We start from the raw sequence: 12,960 nt of genomic DNA, 5'->3' as shown, positions 1-12,960 counted from the left end.
TAGGAGACCCGTCATGGCGAACACCCCTGTATCCAAACCAAAAACAGCCGCTAAACCAGCTAGCAAACCTGCACAAACAAAACCGACCGCAGCAAAAACAGCTGTCAGCAAACCTACACTGAGCAAACCCATCCCGAATCAGCCGGTAGCGGCCAAACCCGCAGCTATTGTTGCTAAGCCTGTCGTAACTAAACCTGCCGCGACTAAATCTGTCGTCGCTAAGTCAGCTGCGCCAGCAAAAGCTGCTGTTAAGCCTATTGCAAAAACAGCCACGAAAGCCAAACCTGCAACCAAAGCAAAAGCGGCCGACAGCAAAAAAGACCATAAAAAAGACGACAAAAAAAATAAACCAGAAAAAGTTAAAATGGAACGCGATAGCTTTACCATGCCTAAAGAAGAGTATGCGGCGATTGGCACACTGAAAAGCAGAATGAACGCGCTGGGTCACCCGGTAAAGAAAAGTGAGTTATTGCGTGCAGGCATTAAATTATTGGCAGCGATGAGCGACAACACATTAAAAATGACCATGGAAAAAATTCCCGTCATCAAAACTGGTCGTCCTAAAAAATAAAGCTTAAAAATAAGACTTGAAACTAATGCCTAAAAAACAACTTTAGGGATTAATCTAGCAACTGCGGGGTTTGTACTGAAAAAAGCTGATACGTACTTCCCCCCTGTTGCCGTAGGCGCAGCCACCATACTGCGCCTTTTTTCACGCTGACCGCCGGGGTGTCACCTAAGCCCAGCAAAGCAGCCACCAGCTCACCCAGCCACGGCTGGTGCCCAACGATTAGTACATTCTCGGCAGTGTGCTGATGCAAATAGGCCAACACTTCCGTTAAGCGGGTGTCAGGCTGAAACACATCTTCGATGATGACCTTTCCACTCAACGCCTCTGCAGTTTGCAATGCACGCAAAGCCGGGCTTACCAATACCACGGTATTTTTTGGCAGATATTGTTGAAGCCATTGCGCCATTGCGCGAGATTGCTTGAGCCCTTTGGCCGTTAGTGGCCTTGCCATATCTGTTTGGCCCGGCGCACATAATTCGGCATCTGCGTGCCGCCAAAGGATTACGTTTTTAACTAACTGAGTGTCTGGCATTCTGCTATTCAGCCTAGCTATGTTTTTTAATTAACATGGCTTGGCTAGAGATTGCATGCGATGGCACCGTTGCAGTGTTTATTTTTCGCACCGGTTGATATTCACCTTGTTCGCCTAGAGTCCACGCATCTACGTTGTCTTGCAGATATGGCGTCAGCAAATCATCCATAATACGTTGTTGCATGTTGGCGTCATGAATCGGCCATGCCACTTCCACACGACGTAGCATATTGCGGCTCATCCAATCCGCGCTAGATAACCAAAGATGGGTTTCGCCCGCAACATTAAAATAAAACACGCGTGAGTGCTCTAGTAAGCGCCCCACTATTGAGCGTACGCGTACGCGACCAGCCAACGCTGGTAAATCAACTGGCAGAATGCAGGCACCACGCACAATCAAATCAATCTCCACTCCTTTTTTAGCCGCAGCAATCAACGCCAACACCAGCGTCTCGTCCGTCAGCGAGTTCATTTTGGCAATGATAGTGGCAGGCTGACCGCGGCCTGCTGCCAACTGTGCTTTTTTAATTTGCGCTAACATCGCGGTATGTAAAGTAAAAGGGGCCACCAATAACTGTTGCATCCGCGGCAACGGCAACTCACTGGTGAGATGCCTGAACACATGCTCCATCTCTCTGGTGATTGCCGCATCTGTCGTTAGCATGCAGACATCGGTATAGAGTTTGGCTGTTTTGGGATTGTAGTTACCGGTAGAAAGATGTGCATAGCGCTTAATCGCTTTCCCTTCGCGCCGCATAATCAACAGCATTTTGGCATGCGTTTTTAAGCCAACCACGCCATATACCACCTGTGCGCCAATGGATTCCAACGCTTCCGCCCAGTTAATATTGGCCTCTTCATCAAAGCGTGCTTTTAGCTCCACTACCACTAGCACTTCTTTACCGCGACGTACGGCCAACTGCAGTAAGCGTAAGATTCTGGAGTCTGCGCCCGTGCGATATATGGTTTGGCGAATCGCCAGCACGTTTGGGTCGTCTACGGCTTCTTCCAGCATTTGTATAACAGCATCAAAACTTTCAAAGGGCTGATGAATCAGCACATCTTTTTCTTTGATTTGCGCCAAGATGGATTGAGTACGCTGCAAACTTTTTGGCCATTGCGGCAAGAATGGAACGAATTTAAGATGTGCGCCTTCAGCCATATCTGGCAGTTGAATCAAACGCCCTAAGTTCACTGGGCCATTGACCCGATACAGTGCTTGCTGCGGCAATTTAAATTGCTCCAACAAGAAATTGGCCAACTCTTCGTGGCACTCATGCGAGACTTCCAAGCGTACGGCATCGCCATACTGACGATGCGCAAGCTCTTCGCGCAATGCAGTACGTAAATTATCGACGTCATCCTCATCCAAAGCTAAATCTGAGTTCCGCGTCACACGAAATTGTGAGAAATGCAAAATACGTGCGCCACTGAATAGGTCATCTAAATTGGCACGGATAATACTGGTCAGTGATACAAAGCACTGCGCTTTCTGGCTGATATTGGCGGGCAACTGCACCAAGCGTGGCACCACGCGCGGCACCCGCACAATGGCAATATTGCGCTCCTGATTATGCGCATACTCCAGCTCTACAATAAAGTTGAGCGATTTGTTGGCGACTTGCGGAAACGGATGCGAGGGATCTAGCGCCACTGGCATGAGCAAAGGCTTGACCTCACGCTTGAAGTATTGCGCAACCCATTGTTTTTGCTCTGGCGTACGTACACCGCCAGAGACCAAATGCACCTCTTCTTTGGCGAGCGCAGGCATCAATACATCATTGAATAGCTCATATTGCTTGGCGACCAAGGCATGTGCCTTGCTGGCAATCTGCGTAAAGCTTTGCGTGCTAACCACACCTTGCGTCACATTGTCTTGCACGGCTTGCAGTTGTTGCGGCATCCGCACTTCAAAAAATTCATCAAGATTAGAAGCCACAATGCATAAAAAACGCAGGCGCTCTAGTAAGGGATAGTCTTCGCGTTGCGCTAAGGTGAGTACGCGCTGGTTAAAACTGAGAATGCTTAAATCACGGTCTAGTAGTGGAGTTATCATGACTTTATTTTATGCTGAAACCCTATGTCGTTTATGACAAATTTGTGACATGCATGCAAGTTTAGCATTGGCTAGAGGTTATCTAGTCGTGCTAATAACCCTTGTGCGTAATCGGTAATGGCATTGCGTTTCTCTTGTGACATCTTATCGACATGCTTCACCATCAAGGCCGTGCGAGGATGATGTGCGAAGTCCTGACAATGCTTAATTAGAAAATGCCAGTACAACGTGGTGACAGGGCAAGCCTGCGCACCCGTTTTAATATCAGGTTTATAGCGGCAACCTTGGCAGTAATTACTCATTCTCTGAATATAGGCACCGCTTGCCACATAGGGTTTAGAAGTAAAGCGCCCACCATTTGCATGCAAAGCCATGCCTGCCACATTAGGCAATTCCACCCATTCTACTGCATCCACATACACAGCCAGATACCAAGCTTCTATTTGTTTGGGCGCGATTTCCGCCAATAGACCAAACATCCCAGTGACCATCAAACGTTGAATGTGATGCGCATAGCCATACTGCATGGTTTGCGTGATGGTTTGACGCATGCAGTTCATATGGGTATTGGCTGTCCAATACCAAATAGGTAAATTACGTTGATGTTTGTAATGATTGCCTTCTGCCATCGCCGGCATATCTAACCAGTACACTCCTCTAATGAACTCTCGCCAACCCAAAATTTGACGGATAAATCCTTCCACACTGGCCAGAGGCAATTGATATGCGTGATAAGCCTGCTCTGCCGCTTGTATCACCTCACGTGGGTTCAACAACTTTAAATTAAGCGATGAAGCCAGCAATGAATGCCACAAAAAAGCATATTGAGGTTGCTCACTGCCTTGCCACATCGCATCTTGATGTGCGCCAAAATCAGCAAGCTTGTATTGGATAAACACATCTAACAGTGTTAAGGCTTGGTTACGTGTCACCGGCCAACAAAAATGTGCCAATGTCCCCGGGTGCTCTGCAAAATGGTGTTCTACATCCGCAAATACTTCGTGTGTGATGGCATCAATCTCAAACACCGGGGCTTGCGGCACTGATTGCGGCCCATGCTTACCAAAGGTTTTGCGATTTTCATGGTCGTAATTCCAATCACCGCCAATGGGTTGAGTGCCCTGCATCAACACTTGGTGTTCCTGACGCATGTTGCGGTAAAAAAACTCCATGCGTAAGCTTTTACTTTGGCCAGCCCAACGTTTAAAGTTGGCTTGGCTACACATAAAATGCGTATCGTCCCGTACAATAAGCGGTATATTGGTGTTTTCTGCGCACGTCTTAAGCAGTTGCAACACGCGGTATTCACCTGGCTCACAAACAATCATTTTCTGCGGCGCGTGTTGCTTAATATGATGTGACCAAACTTCTTGTAGTTCAGTATATCTGTGCTCACCTAATGGATAGTAAGTAACTGGAAAACCAGATGTTTTAAGGCTTTCCGCAAAATGGCGCATAGCAGATAAGAATAATGCAATGCGTGCTTTATGACTCCATACATGCGCACCCTCACCTATCACTTCAGCCATGACTACTTGATCACAAGCAACGTCAAAGCCTTCAAGCGCAGGATTATCAAGGGTTAATTGATCCCCCAGCACTATAACTAAATGGCGAATCATCGTTTTGATTTTGCGGCACGGCTACAGTGTGTAGAACAATATTTCACAGCATCCCAGTTGTTTGCCCACGCTTTGCGCCACACCATACTGCGCCCACATAGAACACATAACTTGTAGGGAAGGTTGGATTTATTGCCTCTAAAATTGGCCGGCGATTGTATAGAGGTCATGCCTCAATGACTATGGTTTTACAATGTGGTTCAACGCATATTGCGCAGCGGTAAATCCAAACGGCGCGGTCACACACACACTGGAGCCATAACCGGCACAATTCAATCCAGTGATACTGGTTGAACTGATAGGATTGATCTCACATCCGGCGCCTTCTACTTGTATTGGTTTAAGTGCAGGCTCGTCAGAGAATATAGCTAAAACACCAAATTTTGCAGACTTTTTAGTGTTACTCGCTTTGGGGAAAGCAAAATCACGACGCAATTGATTGCGCACTTTGGCCAACAAGCGATCCCCTGTGACATACGCTAAATCATCTACTTGGATACGCGTGGGGTCTAAGCGTCCGCCAGCGCTGCCCACCATCACCAGCGGTTGTTGCTGTTGTTTACAAAGTGCGGCTAGGGCCACTTTGGCCTTAGCATCATCAATGCAATCCACAATCACATCAAAACCCTGGCCCAATAATGCAGCAATATTGTCGGGGGTAATAAAGTCTTCTATCGTGTGTACTTCACAAGCTGGATTGATCATCTTGACGCGCTGTTGCATCGCGGTCACTTTTGGCAAGCCAAACGCATCGTCCACTGCATGCAATTGCCGATTCACATTCGATTCGGCAATGTTATCCAAATCAATCAACGTCAATGTGCCAATGGCGTTACGCGCTAAAGCCTCCACCGCCCACGAGCCTACCCCACCCATTCCAATGACACACACATGCGCTGCTTGTAACTTATCGAATCCTGCTGCGCCATACAAGCGGCGCACACCACCAAAGCGACGCTCGTAATCCGGAAGGTTAGACTGCATGGTTACTGCTCTAGCACCACAAAGGCCGCCGCTAGATTTTTTTCATCACTGATCGTCACGTGCATACGCGTAATGTGTTTTTCTTGCACAAAGTTCGCCAATTCCTGCGCTAATACTAGTACCGGCTTGCCTAAATCGTCATGCGACACGGCAATATTTTGAAAGCTGACCACACCACGGATACCGGTGCCCAGTGCTTTGGAAAATGCTTCTTTAGCTGCAAACCGCTTGGCTAAAAAGCGTGCCTTAAGTTTGGTTTGATGATAGCTAGCCAGTTCACTCTCAGCGAGTACACGCAAAGCAAACTCATCCCCAAAGTTCTGAATAGAGTTTTCAAGCCTGGCGACTTCAACAATGTCCGTACCGATGCCGTAAATCATCGTGTCAATGTCGCCGCTTCTTTCATCAACGCTTTCATCTCGCGCACCGCGTTATCCCAACCCACAAATAGGGCATGCGCAACAATGGCGTGGCCAATATTCAACTCCTCAAACCCAAACATACGCGCAACGTGATGCACGTTGTGATAATGCAAGCCATGGCCTGCATTGACGACCAGCTTGGCATCACGCGCATGATGCAACGCCAGCTCAATTCGGCTGAGTTCGTCCTCTTGCGCACGTTCTGTTTCAGCATCGGCAAAGGTACCGGTATGCAATTCAATTACGGGCGCACCCATTTTCACGGCGGCATCAATCTGTGCAATATCGGGCGCAATAAATAGTGAGACACGAATACCGGCATCGCTCAGTTTTTTGACGGCATGCTCAACCTTGGCATAGTGCGTAATCACATCTAAACCACCTTCGGTAGTACGTTCTTCTCGACGCTCTGGCACCAAGCACACATCTTGCGGCGCTACTTTAATCGCAATGTCTAACATTTCATCTGTGACCGCACATTCCAAATTCATTTTGGTTTGCAGCAAAGGACGTAATGCAAAGATATCCGCATCTTGCATATGACGTCTGTCTTCGCGCAAGTGCAAGGTGATGCTATCTGCGCCTGATTGCTCAGCACGCAAAGCAGCTTGTACTACACTGGGGTATTTAGTGCCACGCGCCTGACGTATGGTGGCGACGTGGTCGATGTTGACGCCTAATTTAATCATTTAGTAATTTTCTATTATCAAATCACAAAAACAGCTTATAACCCTTGTAAATCAATGAGTAGCTGTCGTGTATGTAAGGGTTTATCCCCCAAATAATGCGCCAGTAAATAGCGCATCAGTTGCTTACTTTGTACCTGTGATTGTGCATCACGATAGTCTTCGCGTGCCATATCCAGCAATGTTCCGCCCCGTAATTGTACGCCATTTTTAGTTGCCCCTAATTCACATGCGCCATACTCCGCCTCGTAGCGGTAGTTTTTTTCTGCAACAATCGGCTCACCATTTTCGTCTTGCAGCAACGGAATAGCGTATCCCAGTTCTTGTAGTAGCGTTAACTCAAATCGCCTGAGAATCACGGCCAATTCAAGCGGTTGACTGGCTGTCGACATGCCTGACAGCGCATTCAACGTATTGGCGTAATAGGCAAACAAGTCTTCGTGCGCATCCTCTCTAGGCAGCAGGCGCAGCAGCAGCTCATTCAAATAAAATCCGCACATCAGCGCTTCACCCTTGAGCAAGGTCAGCCCTGCAGACCAATCCAAACTATGTAATGTCTTCAGTTCGTTTTTTCCTGACCAAGTACCTGTCAACAATTGAAATGATTGCAACATACCACGCATGGCGGAACGTGGCCGACGCGCACCTTTGGCCAGCACAGCCACACGACCGAATCGCTGTGTAAATAACTCAACCACCAAACTGGTTTCTTTGAATGGATAGGTGTGTAGCACGTAGACAGGCTGATTATCTTGGCGATGTAGATGAAGGGGGGATGCCATATTTATACCATCAGAATCCGTGCGAATTACCGTGCAAGACTTGCTAGACTCTGTAGCAACTCGTCCTCAGCTTTTTCAATCAATAAGGGGACTAGCATCTCTTCGCCAGAAAATAAAACCATGGCATAGCGTATAGGTGCTGCAGGTAAGAGCGGGGTAAATTTGCCAAAGCCGTAGCGGTCATTCCGCATCAGTTGCCAAGCCCCTTTAGGCTCTGAAAATTCAGGTTTATCAAACAATTGGCGCACTGTTCCAGTATCCACACTCATCAACGCATAGTCGCCTTGGTCAGCCAAAATCACCCAAGCCATATCGCCGTCTTTACTGGTGTTTTTTAATTGGAACAAATACCAGTCATCGTCTTCATAAACCAATTGAAATACATTATTGATGCCGCCTGTTTTACGATTGACCGTATAGTAAATACCCTGATCATCTAACGAGATAGGCTGTCCAAATTGCATAGATGGCGAGGATTGCATGCTGATGTTACCTCGCCACGGCAGCTTTCCAATGGGCGCTAGTAGCCCAAGCTTTTAAGTGCCCTTTCATCATCTGCCCATCCGCCTTTCACTTTAACCCAAGTTTCTAGATACACTTTACTACCAAATAGTTTTTCCATGTCTTGGCGTGCTTCGGTTGAAATTTGTTTTAACTTCTCCCCGCCTTTACCAATCAGCATGGGTTTTTGGCTGTCTTTATCCACAATAATCGCAGCAAAAATGCGACGCAAATTTTTCACTGTTTCAAATTTTTCAATTTCTACTGCCACCGAATAAGGCACCTCATCACCAAGCAGTCGGAATATTTTTTCGCGAATAAGTTCTGCCGCCAAAAAACGCTCGTTCTTGTCTGTCAGCTCGTCTTCACCATAAATGGCCTCTTGCTCTGGCAAATGCTCACGCGTGGCTAGCAATAACTCATCCAGATTCAAATTCTTTTTAGCACTGACAGGGATAATGCCAGCAAATGGATGCAATAAATCAAAGTCTTGAATAAGTGGTAACAGATTACCCTTGTCGCCCATTAGGTCAGACTTATTGACCACAAGCAGCACCGGTTTATTTTTTGGTAGTAAACTCAGTACTTTTTTATCCGCATCGCCCAGTTTCATCGGCTCAATCACAAACAACACTACATCTACCTCTGTGAGCACTTGCGTCACAGTTTTATTAAGCGTTTTGTTTAAAGCATTTAAATGTTTTTGCTGAAAACCCGGAGTATCTACAAATAAAAACTGCGTATCTTCTGTGGTGTGAATGCCTAACAGGCGATGGCGCGTGGTTTGCGCCTTGCGTGAAGTAATAGCGAGCTTCATCCCCAAAATATGGTTCAGCAATGTCGATTTGCCTACATTGGGTCGGCCTACAATCGCGACAGTGCCGCATTTAAAGGGTTGAGTCATTGATTTATTTTTTCCATGGCTAGTTGTGCAGCTTGTTGTTCTGCATTGCGACGGCTAGTGCCCTCGCCTAAAGTTGTAATCTCTAATTTTTTAATCACACACTCTACTTTAAAGCTTTGTGCATGCGCTTCGCCTTCAATCGAGACCACCACATAATCGGGTAATTCAATTTTTTTGCTCTGCAAGTATTCTTGTAGTTGTGATTTCGCGTCTTTATCAATTGCTTTGGGATCGATCGTACTGAGCTTTTGTGCAAACAGCTTCAATACCGCCGCTTCTGCCGCGACAAAGCCACCATCCAGATATACCGCGCCCACAATAGCTTCCAGTGCATCCGCTAGGATAGAAGGACGGCGCCAGCCTGCACTTTTCAGCTCGCCCTCACCTAATTTTAAGTAATCTTTGAGGTTTAACGTCAACGCAATCTCACATAAGCTGGATTCTTTGACCAACTGCGCCCGCAAACGACTTAAATCACCTTCAGGCAACTTAGGAAAGCGATGATACAACTGATGTGCCACGATAAAGTTAAGCACCCCATCACCTAAAAACTCTAGGCGCTCATTATTGTTACCAGAAAAACTGCGGTGTGTGACGGCCAGCTGTAGTAGTGATGGTGCGTTGAACGTATAGCCAATGAGTGGATGAAGTGATGCTAAAGACATGCGGGATTATGTTGCGCCAAGTTATTTTGCAGTAGTCGCATGAAAATCCAACAGAATGCTCATATTGCCAAACAATGGAATCACCTTTTGATATTCAGCCACAATCGCCCCGCCCTCAATACGCAGATCTCGTCCTTTGATGCTATCAATAGTGTCGATAGTGGCTTGACGGTCAAAAGCATCAGCTACCTCTTTTTTATTTAATTCGCCTGAACTCTCTTTGGCAATGGCTTTAATGCTGGTACGGATGGCATTAAACTCTAAATAAGCTGGCAAGGATTTCATCACAAACGTACCAATAAACACGAGTGCCGCCAACACCACTAACGTGCCCCAAAAAGACATGCCTCGTTGTTTGCGGATTAGACCGTTTTGGAATGGCTGCATCACTGTTCTCCTTATCAACAATCCTTATTGGATTGTATTCCCAATTCTGGAAAAGTTATCAAAATTAAACCATATATAAAATGCCTTGCCTACCAAGTTGCGCTCCGGCACAAAGCCCCATACGCGACTATCCGAACTATTATCGCGATTATCGCCCATAGCAAAATAATGGCCTTCTGGCACCGTAATAGATTGCCCGCTCATCAGCTTAGCGCCTGGTGACCCTGATTCATATTGATTCACCAAATCATGAACCAAAATATCGTGTTTCACCTCACCCAATGTCTCTTGATAGCGTAACGCTTGAATGGTCACATCACGGTCTTGATTGTTTTCATCTTTGGTTTGCAAGGTGTAGATAAAGTCATCTTCATCGTTAACGTTTAACACTTTGCCGTTAATGCTTAAACGCTTATTGTGATATTGAATCACATCCCCCGGTAAACCTACCACGCGCTTGATGTAATCGATCGTTGGCTCAGGTGGATAATGAAATACAAACACATCACCACGTTTAGGTTGATTCAACTCGACAAAGGTATTGTTCAAAATAGGCACACGTAAGCCATAGGTAAATTTATTGACCAAAATATAATCGCCGGCCAGTAGCGTAGGCATCATCGAACCGGATGGAATTTTAAATGGCTCTACCAAAAATGAGCGGATGACAAACACTAGCAAAATGACGGGGAAAAAGCTTTTGCTATACTCCACATACCAAGGGTCTACATTGTTTTTTCTGCGTTTGCGCAGCACTAGAATATCGAGCAGCCAAATAGCCCCTGTGACCAGCAGTATGACCAACATAAACAAAGCAAAATACATGGTTATCCCTTTTAGTGTTTATTGTTTTAATGAATCTTACTTATCTTCTACGCGCAAAATCGCCAGGAAAGCTTCTTGTGGAATTTCCACATTGCCCACCTGTTTCATGCGTTTTTTACCTTCTTTTTGCTTGTCCAACAATTTACGTTTACGCGATACATCACCGCCATAACATTTGGCAATCACGTTTTTACGCATGGCTTTGACCGTCTCACGCGCAATAATATTGGCACCAATAGAGGCCTGAATCGCCACATCGAACATTTGACGTGGAATCAACTCGCGCATTTTTGCCGCGACCTCACGGCCACGATGCACACTGTTGGCACGGTGCACAATCATACTGAGCGCATCCACACGCTCACCATTGACCATAATATCTAACTTCACCAAATCTGCGGCGCGAAACTCTAAAAATTCATAGTCCATTGAAGCGTAGCCACGCGATACCGATTTTAATTTATCAAAAAAATCTAGCACCACTTCGTTTAATGGCATTTCATAACTGAGCATCACTTGACGCCCCATGTACTGCATATTTTTTTGAAGACCGCGCTTATTGTTACAAAGCGTCATCACAGGGCCAACATAGTCTTGTGGCATCAATAAATTCACATTAATGACAGGCTCACGCGTTTCTTCTACACGCGAAGGCTCTGGCAGGCGTGATGGATTTTCAATCTGTACCACGCTGCCATCTTTAAGCAGCAATTCATAAACCACTGTGGGTGCAGTGGTAATCAAATCCATATCGTACTCGCGCTCTAAACGCTCTTGTACGATTTCCATGTGCAACAAACCTAAGAAGCCGCATCTAAAGCCAAAGCCTAATGCCGTGGAGTTTTCTGGTTCAAACAATAATGACGCATCGTTTAAGCTCAGCTTCTCAAGCGCGGTACGTAAGGCTTCAAACTGGTTAGACTCTACCGGGTACAAGCCTGCAAACACCTGCGGCTTCACTTCTTTAAATCCGGCCAATGCTTCTGAAGCGGGTTTGCCAGCCAAGGTCACCGTATCGCCTACTTTGGCATTGGCTAACTCTTTGATCCCAGCAATCACAAAACCTACCTCACCCGCAGAGAGTGCAGTTTTTTGTACTGATTTAGGGGTAAATACACCAACTTGTTCGCATAAATGCTCTGAGTGCGTGGCCATTAAGCGGATTTTATCTTTTGGTTTTAACACACCATCCATCACGCGTACCAGCATTACAACACCTACATAGTTATCAAACCATGCATCAATCACCAGCGCTTTTAAAGGTGCATTAACATCCCCTTTAGGCGCTGGCACTTTGGCAATCACAGCCTCTAATACATCGCGCACGCCTTCGCCGGTTTTGGCAGAACAACGCACTGCATCGGTTGCGTCTACACCAATCACATCTTCAATCTCTTGAATCACGCGATCCGGATCTGCAGAAGGCAAATCAATTTTGTTCAGTACAGCAGTGACTTCAACACCCAAATCTAAAGCGGTATAGCAATTGGCTACACTTTGCGCTTCAACCCCTTGGCTGGCGTCCACTACCAACAGTGCGCCTTCACACGCAGAAAGTGAGCGTGATACTTCGTAACTAAAATCCACGTGGCCAGGCGTATCAATTAAATTCAGGTTGTATACTTGCCCATCATCGGCCTTATATTGCAATGCCGCCGTTTGCGCCTTGATGGTAATACCGCGCTCACGCTCAATATCCATACTATCTAGCACTTGCGCTTCCATTTCGCGGTCGGCCAGCCCACCGCACAATTGAATAATACGATCAGCCAGTGTAGATTTACCGTGGTCAATGTGAGCAATAATGGAGAAGTTACGGATATTTTTCATTGTTTACTTTAGCGTTTAAAAACAGGTAAGGCGCATAATGCGCCTTTTTTAAGTTGGCGTGATTTTACTACAAAGGCTTGATTAGGTTGTAATTAATTGCATCGTAGCCACTGTTTATCTATCGTTATGCATGCAATAAAGTCAGTTGATGGTACTGTTCAAAACCCACAAAAAACGTGAGTACTTATATTGA

Annotated in this window: 15 protein-coding genes; 1 reads left to right on the top strand and 14 read right to left on the bottom strand. The window is 46.2% G+C overall.

Annotated features, from left to right (window positions below; translation table 11 throughout):
- Positions 1–13: 13 nt before the first annotated feature.
- Entirely contained in the window at positions 14–571 is a 558-nt protein-coding gene (locus FG11_RS02550; RefSeq protein ID WP_047532934.1) for a hypothetical protein, read from the top strand.
- Positions 572–620: 49 nt separating this feature from the next.
- Here the strand turns inward: FG11_RS02550 and sixA are convergent, their stop codons facing one another.
- From sixA to lepA, 14 genes are all read right to left on the bottom strand, one after another.
- A complete protein-coding gene (sixA, locus tag FG11_RS02545) occupies positions 621–1,103 on the bottom strand; it encodes a phosphohistidine phosphatase SixA (protein WP_047532931.1) in 483 nt (160 codons plus the stop codon).
- Between the two features lie 13 nt (positions 1,104–1,116).
- Positions 1,117–3,159 carry a polyphosphate kinase 1 gene (ppk1, locus tag FG11_RS02540; protein WP_047532928.1) on the bottom strand — a complete coding sequence of 681 codons (2,043 nt, stop codon included), beginning with the start codon at positions 3,157–3,159 and terminating at the stop codon, positions 1,117–1,119.
- A gap of 71 nt (positions 3,160–3,230) precedes the next feature.
- Positions 3,231–4,781 (bottom strand): cryptochrome/photolyase family protein, encoded by a 1,551-nt coding sequence (locus FG11_RS02535; protein ID WP_200884555.1) that lies wholly within the window; start codon positions 4,779–4,781, stop codon positions 3,231–3,233.
- The gene (locus tag FG11_RS13735) at positions 4,778–4,951 is read right to left on the bottom strand and encodes a DUF2256 domain-containing protein (protein ID WP_081978170.1); all 174 of its coding nucleotides are present in this window, start codon (positions 4,949–4,951) and stop codon (positions 4,778–4,780) included. The genes FG11_RS02535 and FG11_RS13735 overlap by 4 nt, the downstream gene beginning before the upstream one ends.
- Positions 4,952–4,961: 10 nt before the next feature.
- Positions 4,962–5,765, bottom strand: coding sequence for a tRNA threonylcarbamoyladenosine dehydratase (locus FG11_RS02530; RefSeq protein ID WP_047532927.1), 804 nt, complete (start codon positions 5,763–5,765; stop codon positions 4,962–4,964).
- A gap of 2 nt (positions 5,766–5,767) precedes the next feature.
- Positions 5,768–6,145, bottom strand: a complete 378-nt coding sequence (acpS, locus tag FG11_RS02525; RefSeq protein WP_025223933.1) for a holo-ACP synthase — start codon at positions 6,143–6,145, stop codon at positions 5,768–5,770.
- On the bottom strand, positions 6,142–6,876 hold the full coding sequence (pdxJ, locus tag FG11_RS02520; protein ID WP_020184075.1) for a pyridoxine 5'-phosphate synthase: 735 nt from the start codon (positions 6,874–6,876) through the stop codon (positions 6,142–6,144). Before pdxJ ends, acpS begins: the two co-directional genes overlap by 4 nt.
- A gap of 35 nt (positions 6,877–6,911) precedes the next feature.
- Entirely contained in the window at positions 6,912–7,655 is a 744-nt protein-coding gene (gene recO, locus FG11_RS02515; RefSeq protein WP_020184074.1) for a DNA repair protein RecO, read from the bottom strand.
- 26 nt (positions 7,656–7,681) lie between these two features.
- Positions 7,682–8,137: a hypothetical protein gene (locus tag FG11_RS02510; RefSeq protein WP_025223932.1), complete on the bottom strand. Its 456-nt coding sequence runs from the start codon at positions 8,135–8,137 to the stop codon at positions 7,682–7,684.
- A gap of 38 nt (positions 8,138–8,175) precedes the next feature.
- Positions 8,176–9,060: a GTPase Era gene (gene era / locus FG11_RS02505; protein WP_020184072.1), complete on the bottom strand. Its 885-nt coding sequence runs from the start codon at positions 9,058–9,060 to the stop codon at positions 8,176–8,178.
- Complete coding sequence (gene rnc / locus FG11_RS02500) at positions 9,057–9,725, bottom strand: ribonuclease III (RefSeq protein WP_020184071.1); 669 nt, start codon at positions 9,723–9,725, stop codon at positions 9,057–9,059. Before rnc ends, era begins: the two co-directional genes overlap by 4 nt.
- 21 nt (positions 9,726–9,746) lie before the next feature.
- Positions 9,747–10,112 (bottom strand): DUF4845 domain-containing protein, encoded by a 366-nt coding sequence (locus FG11_RS02495; protein ID WP_047532921.1) that lies wholly within the window; start codon positions 10,110–10,112, stop codon positions 9,747–9,749.
- 24 nt (positions 10,113–10,136) lie between these two features.
- Positions 10,137–10,937, bottom strand: a complete 801-nt coding sequence (lepB, locus tag FG11_RS02490) for a signal peptidase I (RefSeq protein ID WP_020184069.1) — start codon at positions 10,935–10,937, stop codon at positions 10,137–10,139.
- Positions 10,938–10,973: 36 nt separating this feature from the next.
- Positions 10,974–12,767, bottom strand: coding sequence for a translation elongation factor 4 (gene lepA, locus FG11_RS02485; protein WP_025223930.1), 1,794 nt, complete (start codon positions 12,765–12,767; stop codon positions 10,974–10,976).
- Positions 12,768–12,960: the final 193 nt, after the last annotated feature.

The organism is Methylotenera sp. N17, assembly GCF_000799155.1.
In the GTDB taxonomy this organism is placed as follows: Bacteria; Pseudomonadota; Gammaproteobacteria; order Burkholderiales; family Methylophilaceae; genus Methylophilus.
This window is presented reverse-complemented; position numbering and strand designations above follow the sequence as displayed.